The organism is Tengunoibacter tsumagoiensis (assembly GCF_003967535.1).
In the GTDB taxonomy this organism is placed as follows: Bacteria; Chloroflexota; Ktedonobacteria; order Ktedonobacterales; family Ktedonobacteraceae; genus Tengunoibacter; species Tengunoibacter tsumagoiensis.
Window position 1 is genome coordinate 3,026,887 of sequence record NZ_BIFR01000001.1, and the last position, 19,959, is coordinate 3,046,845.

At 50.0% G+C, this 19,959-nt stretch carries 14 protein-coding genes and 1 pseudogene; 11 read left to right on the forward strand and 4 right to left on the reverse strand.

The genetic code is table 11. The features are described 5' to 3' along the window. The first annotated feature begins 169 nt into the window (after nt 1-169). The 5 genes from EL628_RS11975 (at nt 170) to EL628_RS11995 (ending at nt 7,471) form a co-directional block, all read left to right on the forward strand. The gene (locus EL628_RS11975; RefSeq protein WP_161975445.1) at nt 170-1,438 is read left to right on the forward strand and encodes a M16 family metallopeptidase; all 1,269 of its coding nucleotides are present in this window, start codon (nt 170-172) and stop codon (nt 1,436-1,438) included. Between the two features lie 24 nt (nt 1,439-1,462). Then, nucleotides 1,463-4,639, forward strand: coding sequence for a tetratricopeptide repeat protein (locus tag EL628_RS11980; protein WP_126580177.1), 3,177 nt, complete (start codon nt 1,463-1,465; stop codon nt 4,637-4,639). 210 nt (nt 4,640-4,849) lie between these two features. Continuing rightward, nucleotides 4,850-5,203, forward strand: coding sequence for a roadblock/LC7 domain-containing protein (locus EL628_RS11985; RefSeq protein WP_161975446.1), 354 nt, complete (start codon nt 4,850-4,852; stop codon nt 5,201-5,203). Between the two features lie 325 nt (nt 5,204-5,528). Further along, nucleotides 5,529-5,993, forward strand: a complete 465-nt coding sequence (gene ndk, locus EL628_RS11990; protein WP_126580179.1) for a nucleoside-diphosphate kinase — start codon at nt 5,529-5,531, stop codon at nt 5,991-5,993. Nucleotides 5,994-6,703: 710 nt separating this feature from the next. Beyond that, entirely contained in the window at nt 6,704-7,471 is a 768-nt protein-coding gene (locus tag EL628_RS11995) for a CPBP family intramembrane glutamic endopeptidase (protein WP_126580180.1), read from the forward strand. Between the two features lie 110 nt (nt 7,472-7,581). Here EL628_RS11995 and EL628_RS12000 read toward each other — a convergent pair whose 3' ends face one another. The 3 genes from EL628_RS12000 to EL628_RS12010 form a co-directional block, all read right to left on the reverse strand. Beyond that, complete coding sequence (locus EL628_RS12000; RefSeq protein ID WP_126580181.1) at nt 7,582-8,376, reverse strand: hypothetical protein; 795 nt, start codon at nt 8,374-8,376, stop codon at nt 7,582-7,584. A 67-nt stretch (nt 8,377-8,443) separates the two neighbouring features. Next, on the reverse strand, nt 8,444-9,625 hold the full coding sequence (locus EL628_RS12005; RefSeq protein WP_126580182.1) for an RNA-guided endonuclease TnpB family protein: 1,182 nt from the start codon (nt 9,623-9,625) through the stop codon (nt 8,444-8,446). 253 nt (nt 9,626-9,878) lie between these two features. Further along, on the reverse strand, nt 9,879-11,276 hold the full coding sequence (locus EL628_RS12010) for a nicotinate phosphoribosyltransferase (protein WP_161975447.1): 1,398 nt from the start codon (nt 11,274-11,276) through the stop codon (nt 9,879-9,881). A gap of 315 nt (nt 11,277-11,591) precedes the next feature. Between EL628_RS12010 and EL628_RS12015 the strand changes: the two genes are divergently transcribed. The 6 genes and pseudogenes from EL628_RS12015 (at nt 11,592) to zwf (ending at nt 19,380) form a co-directional block, all read left to right on the forward strand. Continuing rightward, nucleotides 11,592-13,103: a phytoene desaturase gene (locus tag EL628_RS12015; protein WP_126580184.1), complete on the forward strand. Its 1,512-nt coding sequence runs from the start codon at nt 11,592-11,594 to the stop codon at nt 13,101-13,103. Nucleotides 13,104-13,275: 172 nt separating this feature from the next. Next, complete coding sequence (locus EL628_RS12020) at nt 13,276-14,364, forward strand: alpha/beta hydrolase (protein WP_126580185.1); 1,089 nt, start codon at nt 13,276-13,278, stop codon at nt 14,362-14,364. 370 nt (nt 14,365-14,734) lie between these two features. Then, complete coding sequence (gene iscB, locus EL628_RS12025; protein ID WP_126580186.1) at nt 14,735-16,003, forward strand: RNA-guided endonuclease IscB; 1,269 nt, start codon at nt 14,735-14,737, stop codon at nt 16,001-16,003. Continuing rightward, nucleotides 15,952-16,347, forward strand: a pseudogene (gene tnpA / locus EL628_RS30530) (IS200/IS605 family transposase). The gene iscB and the pseudogene tnpA overlap by 52 nt, the downstream one beginning before the upstream one ends. A gap of 217 nt (nt 16,348-16,564) precedes the next feature. Next, complete coding sequence (locus EL628_RS12040; protein WP_126580189.1) at nt 16,565-17,560, forward strand: hypothetical protein; 996 nt, start codon at nt 16,565-16,567, stop codon at nt 17,558-17,560. Nucleotides 17,561-17,808: 248 nt separating this feature from the next. Next, nucleotides 17,809-19,380, forward strand: coding sequence for a glucose-6-phosphate dehydrogenase (zwf, locus tag EL628_RS12045; protein WP_126580190.1), 1,572 nt, complete (start codon nt 17,809-17,811; stop codon nt 19,378-19,380). Between the two features lie 120 nt (nt 19,381-19,500). On the opposite strand, the gene EL628_RS12050 is transcribed toward zwf, so the two are convergent. Then, complete coding sequence (locus EL628_RS12050) at nt 19,501-19,722, reverse strand: CsbD family protein (protein ID WP_126580191.1); 222 nt, start codon at nt 19,720-19,722, stop codon at nt 19,501-19,503. Nucleotides 19,723-19,959: the final 237 nt, after the last annotated feature.

A 19,959-nucleotide genomic window follows, 5' to 3' on the forward strand; every position in this document is an offset into this window, starting at 1 on the left:
GTTAAAGCGTCTATAATGTTGCAAGATACCCTGATTTTTATCTGCCACAGTCAATAGAGATGCTAAAAACTGTATCAGTTCTTTTTGATCAGGAACCATAAGGAGAAGAGGGGCGCTCTTTCCACATCTCAATGTAAGAGGCTCTGAGCCAAAAAATCGAATGAATTACGTGCGCACTACACTAAAAAACGGTTTACGTTTAATTACTACCCATATGCCTGGTATGCGTTCTGCTAGCATTGCGTTCTTTTTTGCGGTTGGATCGCGGTATGAAACAGATGAGATTGCAGGTGTCTCCCATTTTATTGAGCATATGCTCTTTAAAGGGTCACAGCACTACCCGAGTGCACGAAAGATTTCTGAGGCCATCGAGGGAGTGGGAGGGAATTTCAATGGAAGCACAGGGAAAGAGATAACCAGCTATACAGCACGTGTGCCTGGGGAAGACCTTCCTGTAGTGCTGGACGTTCTGGCTGATATGATTCGCCATCCCCTCTTTGATCCAATTGAAATCGAGAAAGAGCGTGGAGTCATCATTGAGGAGTTAAGCTCAACGCAGGATGATCCACAGGAATGGGTGAATTTATTAATTGATGAGGCCATGTGGCCCAATCTCCCTCTGGGGCGAGATGATGCAGGGAACATTGAATCGGTTAAACGTTTGCAGCGCCAACAGATGTTGGAGTATCTCGATACCTATTATCGTCCGAATTCGTTAGTTGTGAGTGTTGCAGGAAATATCGATCATCAAGAGGTGTTGGCGTTAGTGGAGAAGCTCTTTCATGATTGGGAAGCACGCCCAACTCCTTCCTGGACCCCCTGCCTCCCACCGCTGCACACTCCTCCTGTTCGCATGATCAAAAAAGCGACTGAACAGACAAACATCTGCCTGTCCACCCTGGGGACTGCGTATGGCTCACCTGATTATTATCCCTTACTACTCATTAATGGGCTTCTGGGGGATGGCATGAGCTCGCGTCTCTTCCAGACATTGCGAGAAGAGCAGGGCCTGGCGTATGACATTGGTAGCTATTTCAATAGCTATTATGAGACAGGAAGCCTGGTAGTGAGCGCAGGTGTAGATCCTTCGCACACACAAGAGGCAGTTCACTCCATTCTGGCCGAACTCACACGGCTGTGCGATGAACCAGTTCCCACGGCTGAATTAGAGCGGATTAAGGCATATATTCGTGGGAGCATTCTGTTGGGACTAGAAGGAACGCAGCAGGTTGCCTCCTGGCTAGGGAGCCAGGAATGCCTCTATAATCGGATGTGGAGCATTGATGAGGTGCTTGCCAATGTCTCTGCCGTTACGGTCGAGGATATTCAACGTGTTGCGCGGATCTGCTTTGCCCCTCAATGGCGTCGGCTGGCTGTGATTGGGCCTGATGATACACGTCGAGCAGGCTATTTTAAAACAGTGCTCGCAGGTGTGTAAAGCGGGAAGAGGAGACCAGTTTTTATGGCACAAATAACGCTTCGTGACTATTTGCAAGAGACCGAGGATGCGATTGCTTCTGATCGCCTCGATGAGGCCCTTGCCAGCTGTCAATACATTCTTGCTTATTTTCCAGCCTCGCTTGAGGCTCAACGTCTGCTTGGCGAGATCTATTTAGCGCAGGGACGACTGGAAGAGGCACAGCATGCTTTTGATTGGGTTCTGACCAATGATCCTGAAAATGTCATTACCTACTGCAATCGTGCTCTGGTCAGCGAACGTTTAAGCGATTATGATACAGCACTGGATTGCTATCAGCAGGCGTATGAACTGAGCCGTGGAAATAGCCAGATCCGCCAGCAGTTTAATCAACTCAGTGAAAAAACTGGTCAGCCAGGTTTTATGTTTTCACGTGCTGGCCTGGCTCGCCTCTATCTACGAGGTGGCCTGCTCTCACAAGCATTACAAGAGTGGGAGATTGTGCTGGCCGCCAGCCCAGAACGCTTAGATGCTCGGACCGGTCTCCTGGAGACCTACTGGCGCGAGGCGCTTTATGAGCAAGTGGCTGAACTGGCTGCTCAGATCCTGCGGGATGTTCCAGGCTGTGTGAAGGCACTCTTGTTGCAGGCCTATGTGACAGCTTCGAAAGATCTGGCGCAGGCTCAAGAGATATTACGAAAGGCCGAAGCCTCAGATCCAGACCTGCTTATGGCTCACGATCTCTTTGCAGATCAACTCGCGAGTCATCCTGGCGATCCATTTTTAGCGTTGCTCCAGAGGGAGCCAGTCTATCTAGGTGTACCACGAGGTGAGGCGGCAACCTCGTCTGCGGCGAGAGCAACTGGTATATCCTCGTCTGGACTCTCCGGTTGGGGTGGAAGTGAACAAAGTACCACTGATACTACCTGGATTAAGCCGCGCTCTTCTTCGCAAGAGAAGGTTCAACAGGCTACATCGGCTGCTGGTCTCTCTTTTAGCAGCGATACTCTAGCACAGGCTGGCACGCCTGCTTTGGATGAGCAAGGCTATGAAGCGCAGCCATCCTGGACTTCTGAGCAGCAATTGCTTGAAAATGCGTTGCATGGGATTGCTCCAGAAGCTCCAGCCAGCATTGCGCCCCTGCAAGAGCATTCCTCATGGGATGGCCTGACGGCTGAAGATGAGGTTCCTGAGATTGATGAGGTGGATGACGCACAGGGTGCGTTCTGGAATCTTGCACCTCCAAAGCAAGAGAGTGGTTCATCCTGGAATGATCCACTTCAATCCTCCTCTCTCTCGGCCCCACCAGCCTGGCTGAGCATGTTGACTCAAGATGACCGACGGCAGATGACGGGAAATATGCCTGCGATCTCTCTGTCTAAACAACCGGTTGAGCCCGCATTGTCCGCACAGGTCCAGCCGCCGATGCCTCAGCAGGAACCAGCCAGCGATCTGTATCAGTCTCTAGCTCCTTCTTCACCCCTGCCTGAACAGCCGGAATCTGTGATTGAGCAGCAAGGACAGAAAGCACATATTTCCGAGAGTGCAGTTCCTGTGAAGAGTCAGGAGCAGGTGATATCACCTGTCTCCGAACCGGTTAGTCTCCAAAATGATGATGAGGACTCTTTCTTTGGACCCGAATGGCTAAAATCGCTGGGTGCTCTGGGTGATGAAGAGGTGGAGGAGCCTGTCGTTGAACTGGTTCAAAATGAACCAGTGGCAGATACCTATGAGCCCGTTGCCAGCGAAGAGAAGCCAGTACAGGAAGAGGTATCTACTCAGCCCGCAGTACAGCCAGATTGGCTGTCACAACTCAATCCACCATCGACCGGTTATGACGCATGGCAGCAATCAGCAGAAGTGCAGCAGCCATCATGGTTGGCACAGTTGGAACAGACGCCGTCTCAGAGTGAAGCCCATGCCTCATGGCAGCTTTCACCAGCCGAGAGCGCGGAAGAGCAGACAGCGGCCTCGTCCTGGTTAGATAGGGTTGATGCGACAACAGGTGCTCAATCTGCTCAACCACTCCAGCCCTCCTGGCTCTCTCAATTGGGTGGACAGGAGACCGAAGAATCGCCCTATGCAGCCTGGGAAGGACAGAGTACCAACGGCCACACTGCTCAATCAGAAGGCGCTTCCTGGCTTGCTCAACTTGGCGCTACCTCATCATCTCCTGAAATGGATGAACCCTTCCAGACGGCACCGCAGACCGAGAGTGTCTCGCCGTACGAGAACTGGCTCTCTTACACACAAGAGCCTGAGCCACCCGCGCAGCAGGCAGAAGAGAACCTTTTGACCACTCTAGAAGAGCTGGAGAAGAGCTTGCGCTCAAAAGGGTTTATCGACCTGGAGCCCAAATCGTTATCGGCCATTGCTCAACAAGAAGAAGCACTGGCTCAGGAGGCATCCCAGCCCGAACCTGTCCCATCGGCTCATCCAACACTGGCTTCAGCACTGGCAGAGTTGGGGCAATTTGCGAACCAGACCCCACCTGTTGAGAATGCAAGCAGCGTGGTAGAAGAAGTACAGGAGACAACCGCAGAACCCTCCTGGCTGGCCGCTTTGCGTTCGGTCCCCACACCAGTTGCCCCTCAGCGAGAGGAAGCAGTGCCAGCTTATCACCAGCCAGTGGTCCCACCCACCCTTCCCAAGCCAAAGAATCCAGTGAGCAGCGATCTTCCCGCTGCTCATGAGGTCCGCCCTGAGGCACCGATCTTTGAGCCAACAACCTTTGTTCCACCGACCATCAGTGAAATTCATGAGACCGTAAAAGTGCCGGTTGCGCATGTGAACCCATTGTTGGATAACGAGCTAGAGACGACCATGAAGCGTCCAGCAGTTCGTTTACAGCCCATACATCAGCAGCGTTCGCTCTCACAGAGAGATCTGGCAGCTGCAAGTCCACGCGAGCGTTCAGTCGAGCGTACGCCGGTAAAAGCATCTGAGGGGACTGGTAATAATCGAGATCGGTTGCTGAAAGGATATCAGAACCAGCTGGTTGGTGAATACGATGGTGCGATGGCCGAGTATCGAATTATTATTCGCAATGCACCAGAGCTCTTAGGTGAGGTCGTCAGCAATGTACGAGCTCTCCTGAAACTGGCACCGAATTATTCGGCGGGGTATCGTGTCCTGGGAGATGCATATATGCGCCAGGGCGAATACTTACAGGCCATGGAAGCATATAATAAAGCCTTAACGATGACGAAGAAGAAAAATTAAGCTTCCTGAACGGTAGAGCTTATTTCTGACCTGCACAGGAAGCTTGAAGCCATTCTTCTGTTGATAAGCTCATGTAAGTTTATCTGTTCACGGGTCGATGGCTGGCTGACTAGGGACAGCAAGCGCAGATATTTGAATACAAACGTGTGTATCTGGATCCTATTGAACATGATTGAATACACACGAACACAAAAAGGAAGGCAATTCCAAGTGGAAACGATTCTGCAACGGTTAACCGAACTGGACGATATTCACAATGCTATCCTGGTTGGGAAAGATGGATTGATCGTCTCTGGTATACTGCATAGTGAGGATGAGGAAGTGATCGGTGCAATGTCTGCCGCTGCGTTTGGCTCCATCAACAATTTTACGTCCCAGATGAGTAATGGCGATGCTCTCCACGTGATTGTTGAGACAAAGACAGGAACCGTTCAAATGGAAGAAGCTGGCGAGCTCATCCTTGTTGTGACAACCCGTGGAAGTAGCAATCCTGGGCGTATTCGCCTGGAGATGAAAAAAGCTTGCCGTCAACTGGTTCGACATCTGGCTGAGGCAAACTACTAAGTGCCAGTTGTACAACTTGTCTGAAGACATTAAACGTGTGGTTGGGAGCCCGACGCCTGAAAGCATGGGTTTCCACATTGCACGATGCCCTCTGGATACTCTTTTGGAAGAGGTCCAGAGTTGTCTTGTGGTGCGCTATAGATGCGCCTTTTTGCTGGCTGGTAGCACACAGTTGCCTGGATGCGTAACAGCTCCAGCGTAGACACTGTGCTTTCTGTTGATCACAATGCAACTGACAGCTTCTGTTCGTTGCTGTGTTGGCCTGTCATCATCATTCACAGCGAGTGAGAATGCAGTCCATATTTAAAAGGAGAACTTATCCGTTATGGAACGTACATTAATTTTGCTCAAACCTGATGCCGTTCAGCGCGACCTCGTCGGTGAGATCATTGCTCGCCTGGAGCGCAAAGGTCTGAAACTGGTTGGTTTGAAAATGATGCAGTTGACCGATGAGCTATTGAATGAACACTATAGCCACCTGGTGAGCCGCCCTTTCTTCCCCGAGGTCAAGTCATTTATGCAGTTGACCCCTGTCATCGCATGCTGCGTTGAGGGAACCGAGTGCGTTGCTGCTGTTCGCCAGCTGGTTGGTATTACCAAAGCTCGAGAGGCAGCTCCTGGCACCATCCGTGGCGAGTTCGCCATGAGCACCCAGGCAAACCTGATTCACTGCTCTGATTCATTGGAGAGCGCTGAAGTTGAAGTGAAGCGCTTCTTCAAGCCCGAGGAGATCTTTGAATATAAAGATGTTCAAGAGCAGTATGTCTATAATTCCGGCGAGCGTGGTTAAGCTACTGTTACTGGTTGGTTGGCAAGACTTCAGCTAGTCTCAAAACGAAAAAGCCGAGCATCAGTGCTATCTGATGTCTCGGCTTTTTCGTTTGGACCTGCGCCTCCGTTGCTCTGTAAGACAACACAAAAAACGAGCGGGCTCTTTTGCGGTGAGAAGTCTTAGCATGAACACGGGAAGTGATGCAGGAGGCTTGCTATTGGGTAATGATGAATGGTTGTGCAATGATTGGGTAACGCAACGAGCTTAGGGACGAGACAGCTAGCGAGAGTGAAGTGGGGCATCCGCCTCAGCTTCTCTTGCCTGTTCTTGCCTGGTTTGAGCCTGATTTTTGCGTTGACTAAGACGCCAGCAGCATGATTTACTGCGGAAACATTTTTCCTGTTCCTCTGTAGTTGCGGGTGGTGTGCCCTTTAGACAGAAGACCTGATACATTGGTTCGCCTGCATTGATATCATTGCAAGGAAACCAGCGCTCCCGGTAAAATGGACATGCGTTTTTGTGTCGACGCCAGTTTGAATTTTCTTCTGGGTGTGTATGAATTGTCCCTGCCAACCAGGTATCCTTCCTAACTAGATGCGACGTGCTATGGATATGAAAGTCATGTTGAAAGTAGTATACCATAACTTTCTTGTAGTAATAGGGGCGTCACTACAGACAGGAAGGTGCCAGTAATGGTATAATAGATCAAGGAGAAAGCGGAGAAGATATTGTCTGAACAATTCCCCCCCCCTAAACATGAACGAGTTCCCTGGACGACGCGCCAGATGCTTATTGGCGTTTTTTTCACTATTGTTCCCTGGATTCTTTTCACCTTTGTGCTATCATTGCTGAACTCAAAGGCCCCTGCTCCCTCCAGGGTCTATTCTCAGCAAGCAGACATAACAAATGCCATTGTAGTTTTTCTGTTTGATGTCTTTGTGGAGTGTGCTTTTCTCATTGCGCCTATTTACTTTGCCCGGCATACACTGGCCCAATCGGCCTCTTTGCGCTCCATTGGGCAGGTGTTGGGCGTGCGACCATTTAAGATCTGGAGCACACTTCTGCTTATTCTCTTTGGGTTTGCTGGGATCTATGTTCTGAGCATTGGATATGATTACATGAACACAGCTCTTCATTTGCATCTCCAGACGAATAGCCAGGCAGTCTTAGAAGCAGGTAGAACTGCTCCCATCACGACCTATGCTACCTTGCTGGTGGCGGTTTTTGTCGCTCCGATCTGTGAAGAGATTTTTTTTCGTAGCTTTGTCTTTATGGGGTTACTGCGCGATATGGCACTGGGGTGGGCGATCCTTGTAAGCTCGCTCTTTTTTGCGGTGATCCATGGGGACCCGGGTTCATTCCTGTTGTTGTTTGTGATTGGTCTGGCGCTGGCCTTTCTGCGCTGGCGTACGCGCTCAGTCTGGCCAGGCATTATTCTGCATATGTTAAATAACGGATTGAGCGCTGTCTCTATTCTTATTTTACTGCATCAATAACCTGTTATTTTATGGGTGGGGCCTCTCTGCTTCGACGATAAGCGCTAACATCGCCGAAGTAGAGAGGCCCCTGTGTTGTGATAGAAATGGCCATCTTCCTCCCAACATCATCAATCCTGATGATGGAGTTCGTATTGGAGCACGCGAATGAGCGCCAGAAGGAGGCTCAAGAGGACAATCTGGGTAAAGAAGAAGTGAGCCTCTCGATTGGTGAGCGCTGGTAGGAACATGCAGGTGAGAATAGCCGCGCCAAAAAAGATAGCTGGAGCCGCTTGCGTGAGCCAGCAAAGAGGGCGGAGCCACCAGACGGCCAGGGCGAGACAGAGAGTGAGTGGGTAGAGCTCAGTGATAAGGTTGGTCCAGAGGGTTTTCTCCGCTCCGCCTGAGAAGATTGTGAAGGCAAGGATGCTTATACCTGCAATAGGAAGGAGCCAGAAGAACCAGCGATCCCATCTGCCAGGCACAGTATGAGCAGTTGAAAGACAGATGGATGCTCCTAATAATGCGCAGGCACTGGCTATGTTGAGGTAAAGCAAAGGAAATGACGTTAGATCAAAACCCTTCGCTGAGATCTCGAAACCGATCAGCGCGAGGATGCTCCAGATGATCCCAAAGCCTGTGCCAGTGCGCACCAGCCAGGAATGAGTCCGTATGCCAATGATCAGCCAGCAGAGCAAAACAAGGCCAGTAAAGAGAAGATGGATGGTATCGGGCGTATAATATCCATTAAGCATCCCCTGAGATAGAATACTATTTAAGCTCAGACCCACGGTGAAGAGAAGGGCAAAGATAACGATGAATGCAGGGGTCCGGATCACTATCTGAGATGATGACGGAGCCTCAGGCGTCTCGCTAGTTGTTTCTGCGGTACCAATCCGTTTGGACTGAGAGAGATTGTGTCGCATTATATCTGCGTTTCCTTTGAGTCAAAATTGACATCCTCCCCCGAATAAATCCGGGGGATTCCCGACCTCACGATCGGGGCTTCCTGCTTCGCTGAGACGTGCCAGGCTTGGTTTTCACCGCACCAGGTCTTACGGCCTCTCCACAGGCTTCACGTACCGTCAGTCCGGCGGCATGAATGTTTTTTGAGGCGTTGAGGTCACGATCGTGATGGACCCCACATTTGGGACAGGTCCAGTGCCGTACCTCTAACGCTAAGGAGTCGAGAATATGTCCACAGTCAAAGCAGCGTTTGGAGGACGGGTACCACTTGTCAATTTTGACGAGGGTGCGTCCATACCACGTTGCCTTGTATTCCAACTGCGACACGAATTCCGACCACCCTACATCGCTGATGGCTTTACTGAGACTCTGGTTTTTGACCATGTTTTTCACAGCCAGGCTCTCCACACAGATCGTTTGGTTTTCACGGATCAGGCGGATCGAAAGCTTGTGCTGGAAATCACGGCGACGATCAGCGATGCGGGCATGGATTTTGGCAACCTTCAAACGGGCTTTCTCTTTGTTCTTGGAGCCCTTTTTCTTTTTCGCATGTCGTCTCTGGGCTTTAGCGAGCTTCTTTTCATCGGTGTGAAAGAACCTGGGATTGCCGATGGTTTCCCCTGTGGAGAGGATCACGTAGGATTTCAATCCGAGATCCGCACCCACGGTTTTGGGGGTGACAGGCAATTGGGCAATGTTTTCCTCCACCAGGATGCTCACAAAATAGCGATCGGTACTATCCTTGGAGACGGTGACGCTAGAAGGGACGGCATCCTTGGGCAGCGGACGGGACCACACAATGCTGAGAGGTTCTTTCATTTTGGCAAGCGTCAGCTGCCCATCTCGCCAGGTAAAAGCATTGCTGGTATAGGTGGCTGCTTGTTTCTGACGTTTGTGCTTGAAACGAGGATAGGCGGCGCGTCCCTCAAAGAAATTGACAAACGCTTTATCGAGATGGCGCAAAGCTTGTTGCAGGGGAACAGAAGAGACGTCATTGAGCCACACATACTCACCTTGTTTTTTGAGGGCTGTGAGCATCTCACTCAAATCTTTGTAGTACAGACGTTTCTGCTCCTGGTAAAAGGCGTCGGTTTTGCATCGCAATGCCCAATTGGAGACAAAACGTGCGCACCCAAACGTACGAGCAAGTATCTGTTTTTGCTCGTTGGTTGGATAGACTCTGTACTTATATGCTTTCTTCTGTTCCATACTTTACAGAGTATCGTATATCGTGTAAAAAGTCAACCCCAAAAAAGGAACGGCGCTTTCATCCCCCGCATGAATGCAGGGGTTTTCCCGCGCCAGTTCTATAAGAATAAGTTCTGTGTTTGTAACGAAGAAGGATGGAGATTGGGCACAGAGCAGGGAGCTTCTCTTTTCTGAGCCTGGAGAAAGCTGTTTTGTTACCTCAGGACGCAGTCACAGAGAACTGCGTCCTGGAGATAGGAAGAGTGCTTAAACGTTAGAAAACAATCTCTGTGCCCAGGGCCTGAGCTGTTTGCTTGCGAAGCGTCTGTAAGCCCTTACTAAAACGGACTGGATAAGGCTGTTCGGCTGTTAATTCGCGGTAGCGGGCAGGGAGATGTGCTAGATTTTGCTGGGCTAACTCTCGTATCTCTGAGAGCGGTGGTAGACTTCCAGGAATGACCACACCTCCCCGCATTACGGGGCGAAGGAGACGAAGATAATTATCGGGTCGTGGCTCGTGAGAGAGTTGGATGACATCCTCCTCCCAGTGCGGATGGCGATACACTTCTTTTTTCCCGGGCCATGTGCTTTTCATACCAGCAATTTTCATTTTAGGGAACTCAGTCCCTGCATCATCCACATACCATGCCTCTTTATAGACCGTCCCTAATGATCCACCTTCAATTGAGCGTTCAACCGAGCCTGCACCATGTCCAAGAGCGCTGCCTACTCCAAAGGAGTCGATCTCTGCCCCTTGCTGTAAGAGATCCTGGATCTTCCACTCATCGAGATCGCCGCTGGCCAGGATACGAACGGAGTCCAGTTCAGCATTGCGTAGCTGTTCGCGAATATATTTACTGTCGGCGACCAGATCTCCACTATCCAATCTGACCGCAGCCAAAGTATGTCCCATACTCTCTTGAGAGCGCTGAGCTACTTCAATAGCTGTATGGATGGCGCGGCGAGCGTCGTAGGTATCGAGCAATAACGTATAGCGATTGTAGGCTTCGGCCACTGCTTCAAAGGCCTCCTGTTCCGTTTCAAAAAGCTCAATGAGTGCATGTGGAACGGTACCAGTGGCAGGGAGACGATATTCATAGGCCGCATTTAACAGCGAGGTACTGGAGCAGCCACCGATGTAAGACGCACGAGCGACAGTCATCGGTTCCTGCGCCCGACGAAAGGCAAACTCAGATACCCGCCGCACACGCCCCTGTTCCGCAGCATACACAATACGAGAGGCCTTGGTTGCAATGAGAGTTGAGAGCGCCATAGCCTGAAGCAGACCAGCCTCAAGGAGAATGGCCTCGCGGAAGGGAGCGGTAACCCGGATCAAAGGTTCGTTGGGGAAAGCAATAGTGCCCTCCGGAAGAGCAAGAATCTCCCCGGTAAAGCGGAGCGTTGCGAGCTCATCCAGAAAAGCAGCGTCATAATCACGAATGTGAGCCAGGAACCTGAGCTCTTCAGAAGAATAGCGAAAGGATTGCGCAAACTCGATAGCGGACTCTAAGCCTGCTGTTAAGAGATAGGCACCGCCAAACGGCGCTTTACGGGTATAGAGATCAAAGGTCGTCAGACCATTTCGCCCTGTGCGCCATGACACATAGGCTGAATCCGGGTGATACATATCGGTCATCAATCCTGGATGAAAGCTAGGAGTTCGACGATGCATAACATATCCCTCTCTTTGTACACTGTATACAGAGCTTAGTGTCATTCATACGATATCTATTGTTGACTTAGTGTACATTGTACCATAAGTCGATCCATTCGACCACCCTTCGAGAAGATTTTCAGAAAGCTTGTTGATGAATAGCGGAACCTACCCTTTTTTTGGGGATCTTTCGTCTCAAATAGTGATAGTATTGCTGAGAGTATCTCTCTACAGAGCTCTTTCCGATCGTCGCGCAAGTCAAATTTGTTTCTCTTCTCTCGCCTTGCGTTCGACAATGGGTGGATTACAGCAGTAAGAGGAGTATAGTATATAATGAATATTTTGGTTATTGGTAGTGGTTTTGGTGGACTGACGGCGGCTATTCGCTTGCAGGCGCAGGGGCATCAGGTCACCATACTGGAGAAGCGAGATAAGCCAGGAGGGCGAGCGTATGTCTATCAACAGGATGGCTTTACGTTCGATGGAGGCCCAACTATTATTACAGCGCCCTGGTTGATCCATGATCTGTTTGAGCTATGCGGGAAACGAACGGAAGACTATGTCAAGATCATTCCTATCGACCCTTTCTATAATATTCGCTTTGAAGATGGCTCTATCTTTCACTATAATGCCGATCGTGAGAATATTCTGCGCCAGATTCGCGAGTTTAACCCGGCTGATGAAGAAGGGTATCTACGATTTGCCAAAGCGGGCGAGCAGATCTTTACTAAAGGGTTTGAGTTAATTGACCAGCCATTTACGAGATTCTCGGATATGGTAAAGATCATACCGGACCTGGTGAAATTGCAATCGCAGAAGTCCGTAGCGGGCTTTGTCAATCAATATATTAAAGATGAGCGGCTGAGGCAGGTCTTTAGTTTCCATCCATTACTCATCGGTGGAAACCCTTTTCAGAGCACTTCGATCTATGCGTTGATTCATACATTGGAGCAGCGTTTTGGCGTCTGGTATGCTGTAGGCGGTACGGGGGCGCTGGTTCAGGCCATGGTGAAGCTCTTCCAGGATATTGGTGGCACCATTCAGCTTGAGCGAGAGGTCTCCGAAATTGTCATTAATGAGCTAACCGACCGGGCTGAGGGAGTCAGAACAGTCGATGGCGAGTTCTTTGCGGCGCAAAGCGTCGTGAGCAATGCGGATGTGGCTTTTACCTATCTTCATCTCATTGACGAGCGTTTTCGTCCCAAGAACAACAACAAGAAGATTGAGCGTATGCACTACTCAATGTCGTTGTTTGTGATCTACTTTGGGACCGATAAAAAATACGAGCAGGTTGCTCATCATGAGATTCTCATGGGACCGCGCTATAAAGGCCTGCTGGATGATATCTTCAAAAAGAAAGTGCTCGCGAAAGACTTTTCGCTCTACTTGCATCGTCCAACGGCGACAGATCCATCATTGGCCCCCGAGGGCTGTGACTCCTGGTATGTGCTTTCGCCTGTTCCTCATCTGGGTGCTGATGTGGATTGGACGACCGCTGCCAGGCCCTATCGCGATGCAATCATCAACTATCTAGAGGAGCGGTATCTTCCTGATCTGTCCAAACATATTATTACCGAGCATTCTATTAACCCTCTCCATTTCCGTGATACATTGAACAGCCATCTGGGAAGTGCTTTCTCAGTTGAGCCAATTCTCACACAATCGGCCTGGTTTCGACCGCACAATGTGAGTGAGGATATTGCAAATCTGTATTTTGCGGGTGCGGGGACACATCCCGGCGCAGGATTGCCAGGAGTCATGAGTTCAGGTAAAATAGTAGCAGATATGATTGGAACTGAGGGATCAGCAAAGGCAGAGCAGGAACTATCGATAGTTGGTAAGTAGTTGGTAGGTAGAGAGGTCAAGGAGAGGTTATCAATACAACATAACGGTTTGCTCAGTTATTTGTGCGCGAATAGGCGTTCAGAGGAGCAGATAGTTCCTCCGTCCCTTCCAGACACAACTTTTTGTCCTTCTGACCACAGCTAGTGGTCAGTAGCAAGAAGGAGATGCACATATGACTGTGCAAAACCGTTGGGCGATTGGTCTTGCAACTGGTACAGGTCTTTTTAGTCTGACCCTTGCCAGTGGCCTCACTTTTTTAGCGCATCTTTTCGTGCAAGAGTTTTCTCGTCCTCATATCATTGTTCCAGGGATGGAGCTCAGTTGGAATGTAGAATCGACACTTGAAGAGCCAGCAGTTGCACAGCAGCGGACCATTCTGTTCAAGGCCAGTGATGGTACACTGCTCTGTGGTGATTTCTGGGCCCAGCCTCAGCCCGCCCCGACGATTGTCCTCTGTCATGGTTATCGTATTACCCGTGCCCATATGCGATCTGCCGCTGCCTTAGAATATGCCTGTGGGTATAATATCTTCTGTTTTGATTTTCGTGGTCATGGCGATAGCGAGAGCGTGATGACGAGTGCAGGCAATGCAGAGGTGCGCGATCTGGAGGCGGCGCTCTTTGTGGCTTCCCAGCAGCCAGAGACGCTGGCAGGGAAGATCATCCTGCATGGCTTCTCAATGGGGGCAGCCGTCTCGCTCTTAATTCCTCCTCATCCATCGGTCGTTGCGATTGTGGCTGATAGCCCCTATGCGCGTTCGGATGATGTCATGCGCCGGCTGGTTCGATATCGGTTGGTAGAAGAATGGGGACGACTGGTGCCGCATCTGGTCTGTCCTCCATCGTTCCTGACGCTAGTAACCTGGTGGATTGTCGCATTGAGCACAGTGGTCTTTCGTCTGCGTTTTGGTTTTGATGTAGTAGCTCGCCCCGATACAAGTTTTCGGCGTTGGAAGATGAGAGCAAAGCATGCCATGCAGCGCTGGTCGATCCCTATTCTGCTTATTCATTCGGATGGGGACACGCTGATCCCTATTCATCATGCCAGACAGATTGCTGCTGAAGCGCGAGCTCAGGGGGTTGCTCTCGAGACATACTTTGTGGAATCGAGCACCCATTGTGGCGCATATGACGCTGATCCCTATACATACCAGCGCGTCCTTCAGGGGTTTCTTGCCCGTCACCTTCGTGAAGCTCTTCCTGATCAGCATCGGCTTGCAGGCGAGCAATACAGCCAGAACACAAGTGAGAAACAGCAGTGACTCCAAAAAGATCAGAATTGCGCGTTTTTTACAGGCAAAGTGGGTGAACTACCACTGAGCTAAAGACTCAGCGGCTTCTTCGGAAGTCGTCGAGTCTCAGGCTTGGTCGCTTTTTCGGAAGCTCAAGTTTACCAGACTCAGCCCCAGAAATGGGAGCTTCGTTCGAGAGGTCATGACACCTGCGGTTGACGCATCAGACCGCTGCTCTGTCGCCTGGGTTTAAGGAGGGTTGAGGAAAGGCCCGGTGATCCAGGTGCAAAAAGCCTCTTGAACATTGTCGAGATGAGGTCGAACTCCCTCCATGGTCACAGTGCAGGGATACGCATGACCCGGCATATGCCGGAGCTTTTTTCCGAAAGGAATACTGGTGATGACACTCGTGTATATTCTGGCACCAGATAGGACGCCACTCATGCCCTGTTCTGCGGTGGTTGCCCGTTTGTTGCTCAAGGAGGGCAAGGCCAAAGTGATCCGCCGCACGCCTTTCACACTCAAGCTCTTTACCATGCCAGAGAAGAGCTACACCCAACCCTTAACACTCGGAGTAGATACCGGAAGTACGATGATTGGTTCGGCGGTCGCGAATGAACAGGGCCATATCTCCTATCTTTCTGAAGTCAAGATACGCAACGATATTGCTACCACGATGAAAGCACGTGCCAAAGCTCGGCGCAATCGACGCAATAGGAAAACGCGCTACCGCAAGGCTCGCTGGCTCAATCGCAGAAACTCGATCAAGACTGGTCGCTTCTCCCCAACCATGAGAAGTAAGATCGAGGCTCATCTACGGGAAATTCGCTTTGTGCAGGCACTCTTGCCCATCAGCGCCATCGTGCTAGAAACGGGAACCTTTGACCTCCATGCGCTCAAAAACCCGGAGGTGTTACAAAAGAAGTGGCTCTATCAACGAGGCATCAACTATGGGTTTGCGAACACCAAAGCCTATGTACTCACCCGCGATGGATACCAGTGCCAGCACTGCCAGGGGGAAAGCAAAGACCAGCACCTGGAGGTGCATCACATCGTTTTTCGGTCCCAGAACGGAAGTGATGAGGAGCGCAATCTCTTGACACTTTGTAAGACCTGCCATGATGGTCTCCATGCCGGGACGGTGATACTCAAGAAGCCAGGCAAGAGGAAGGGGAACCTCGCACATGCCACGCAGATGAATAGTATCCGTGTGCAATTATTGCAACAGGTCGAGGGAGCCGAGGAAACGTTTGGTTTTGTGACGAAAGAACACCGCTTCCTGGCAGGCTTACCCAAAACGCACACCAACGATGCAGCCATGATTGCCACACGTGGAAATCAGCCTCTTTTCCAGGTTAAAACGGTGCTTGCCAAGAAATGTGTCTCTGATGGAGATTACCAACAAACCAAAGGAGTGAGAAGCGAGCGGCGTATCCCCACAGGTAAAATCAAGGGGTTCCGCAAGTTTGACAAGGTGCGCCATAGGAAACAGGAGTACTTTATCAAAGGGCGTATGTCCACAGGATATGTGATCTTAATGGGGATAGATGGGGAAAAGGTCGATTTAAAGCCCATCCCAAAGTTTGAGAAGATGAAGAGAGTGAGCGCCCGATCCTCATGGATTATGCAACAAAGAATCATGGGAAGGTCCTCATACTCTCCCATTTGATCGTTGTCTTCAAATACTGGAAAAAGTTCTTTATTCCTTACGGAGACGAAGTGAAACACCGCTTTGAGGACATTGCAATCAGATCAGACTTCTCTTTTGAGACAATGGAAGCGGATCAAGATCATATTCATTGTCTTGTGAAAAGTGAGGCTGGGATAGCACCACTGGCAATTGTACGCAGGTGAAAGCAGGAATCGACAGTGCAACGTTGGCAGAGACACGAACGGGAATTGAGAAAACAGTTTTGGAAAGAGAGGGCATTCTGGGGCGATGCATACTTCTGTTGTACCATCGGCAACGCAAGCCAGAAGACCATTCGCCAGTACATTGAAAGCCAGGGGTGAAGCGCGGCGTTCATCAACGAGGCTAAAGATCTCGTGGTTTTCTCGCCGCTTCATCATAAAAAGCCTTGCATCTTTGCATACTTTTCTGCATAATTGGTAGTAAGCAATGCTTGTGCTTTTAACAAACGGAAATACTGCATGCATGCTATAGCATAATTGACCACGCTATGAAGCGTTTCTGCTTCTGAGTAAAGAGGGAAGCAGACAAGGAGGCAGGATGTTCTCTCCCGATGAGATTGCGCAGACCACAGAAGCTTTAGAGTCGATGACAGAAGCTTTAGAGAAAGTATCGCGTCCATTAGATCGTCGTGTAAGCGCAAGTGAACGCAGGCAGAATCTTCTCCAGCACAAGCACACAGATATCTTGCCCACAGTATCACCGGAGTCGCCTGGTGTCAGATTAGCCTGGCGTCAGGTCATCCAATTGCGCGAAGAGAACCGTCATCTGCGTACAGAACTCGACTATCAGCAGAAGGAGCTTCAGCAACTTCAGGTTGAATATGACGCATTGAAAGCAGAGCTCCAGGAAGAGATTGCAGTTATTCATAGTGGGCATGGGCAAGAGATTGCTCAATATCAATCGCACCTGCAAGAGATCATGGAAGAGCGTAATCGTATTCATACCCAGTATCTTGAATTAGAGCAGCATTATCATGAGCTGGCAGATGCCTTTGCAGAGCAATTGGAATCTCGAACGCGTCAATTTGTTGAAGATGCCACCAATGCGGTCTTAAGCGATTCTGAGCAGACCACCTATCTATTGCACGATGTCGTAAAAACCGTGGAACTACAGGTGAGGCAAGAAGAAGATAAGTACCTGGCGGAGACGCTCTACTTTAAACGTGAGCTGCAAAAGATCGCTGACCAGCTAGAGCAGGAGCGTCAGCAGATCGCTGAAGAGCGCCAGCAGCTGTTCGCCTGGCAGTACAATCTGCGCCAGCAGGCGACGCTTCGTTATCAGGTCCTCCATGATCGTCTGCGTCTGCGCTGGCGCTTCGCGTCGATCCTGACCTCATTGGGTCTGCTCGCCTTGCTGGTTATCCTGCAATTTATTGCATTGGCTCTCTTTCATGTACGAATGGTTGCAGCTCTCTCGCTGGCAATTCTTGCCCCTCTTCTCCTGTGTACCCTGATCTTCCTCATCATTGAGAGCGGCCCATTGAAACTGCTTCGTCACCTGATGGAAGCGAGTGGTGTGCGTACAAAGAAATAGAACAGCTTCTTAAGTGCTCCTCATTTGAATCTCTGTTCCACGGTACATACACAAAGGGTATGTGTCGTGGAGCATTTACGTTCTGGTCACTGATTTTGTGAATGGCTTTCTTTTGAGGTATAGTGGTGGTGGTGGAAAAGATCTCAGACATATCTCAGCAGCACGTTCCTCTAATCCAAAGGGCGCGTGGTCAACGTGTAGATATCAGACATCCATGTTACATTGCTTTTGACAAAGAGAGGTTTGCTTTGACACAGAACGTTCAAGTTCCAGAACATCTTAAGCAGCATACCATCTGGCAGGATGGACACTTACCAGAGCCATGCACAGTCGTCATCTTTGGTGCAACTGGCGATCTTGCACAGCGTAAGATCTATCCTACTCTTGCCCATCTTATGCTCAATCATCCCACCCCTGAAGGGTTCTGCATTGTGGCATTTGCTCGTCGCCCCTTTGATGACGAGAAGTGGCGAGCGCAGGTGTTAACCTCCATTGAGAAATATATGCCTGAGGACGATAAGCTAGATGATGCAGAAAAGAAGACCTTTGCAAGCCGTCTATTTTATTGTCAATCAAACTTTGACGATCGTGAAGGATACCAGAAGCTCTCTGATCTGCTTGATAAGCTGGATAGTGAGCAGAATACCAGTGGGAACCGGCTCTTCTATCTGGCAACCCCGCCAGATACGGACTCTGAGATCATCTATCATCTAGGCGGTGCTGGCCTGGCTCGCCCCTCGCGTGATAATGGGAATGGAGATACTTCCTGGACGCGTATCATCATTGAGAAGCCATTTGGGCATGATCTGGCATCGGCTCAGAAGCTGAATCGCGACCTTGGCCGCGTCTTTCGAGAGAACCAGATTTTTCGGATTGATCACTATATGGGCAAAGAGACGGTACAAAATATTATTGCCTTTCGTTTTGCCAATGGGATCTTTGAGCCTCTGTGGAACCAGAAATATATTGATCACGTCCAGATTGTCGTCGCGGAGAGCCTTGGAGTAGAGTCGCGGGCCGAATTTTATGAGCACGCGGGGGCTATTCGTGATATTGTACAGAACCATGTGATGCAGCTCCTCAGCCTTGTGGCCATGGAGCCTCCAGCCGCCTTTGACGCTGAGGCTATTCGAGATGAGAAGCTAAAGCTGATTCGAGCCATTCCCATCTTTACAACTGAGCAGGTGAAAGAGAATGTTGTGCGTGGTCAATATATCGCCGGAACGGCAGATGGTAAGCCTGTGGTTGGCTACAAAGAGGAGCAGGGGGTGAGCCCTACATCCACCACTGAGACCTATGTGGCCCTGAAGTTGAGCATTGAGAACTGGCGCTGGGCCGATGTTCCCTTTTATGTGCGCACAGGCAAACATCTTCCTAAGCGCAGCACTGAAGTGACAATCCAGTTTAAGCGTGTGCCTCACCAATTGTATAAAGTGGGTGAGACCAGAGGTCTGGAGCCGAATCGCTTGACAATCCGTATTCAGCCAGATGAAGGGATTACGCTGAAGATTGGTGCAAAGGTTCCAGGTGCAGCGCAACAACTGGCGACAGTGGACATGGGATTTTCATATAATAGCGCATTTGGAGTTCAGTCTCCTGAGGCCTATGAGCGTCTGATTGCCGATTGTATGTTGGGCGACTCAACCCTCTTTATTCGTCGCGATGAGATCGAGGCATCGTGGAGTATTATCGATAGTATTACAAAGGTCTGGGCAGATCTGCCACCCGAGACAGTGCGTCCCTATGCGGCGGGTTCCTGGGGACCACAGGAAGCTGATACCTTGATTGAGGAAGATGGTCGTCACTGGGATAACCCCTAGTGCGATAGGCGTTGAAAAGAGCAAAAAAGAGCGGCTACACCAGCTATACGTGGGTGTAGCCGCTCTTTTGGCTATTCTAATGCAAACACAGGAGACTTACCGATCAGCCTATCGATCGGCCTATCGATCTAATTTGTCATCGATCTTTTTTTCGACATTGCCGATCGTTGACTGACCAGTCCCTTCAGCCTCTTTCGCTCTGCCTTTCATCTCCTCTTCAGTATTTCCAGTCATCTCACCCATTTTGTTCTGCACCTTACCGGCGGCTTGTTTGAGTTTTCCTTTTAAGGTATTCTCTTCGCCCTTTGTGCCGAGATCTTTCTTTTCATATTCTTCGCCCATGGTATAGTTCTCCTTTGATTATCTGGTCGTTTCATATGAAATACACTACTGGAGAGGGCGATGGTAGCATATTTCTGTTGACGGGCTTTTCCGTCAGGCAGACCTGTTTTCGGTGTAGGCCCTCTCATAGTACACTGTTGGAGATCCCAAAAAGATACAAAAAGCGTCAGCAATAGAGAAAAGAAGACAGAATAAGCTGGAGTACACAGAAAGCGGATCATCCTCCATGAAGGATGA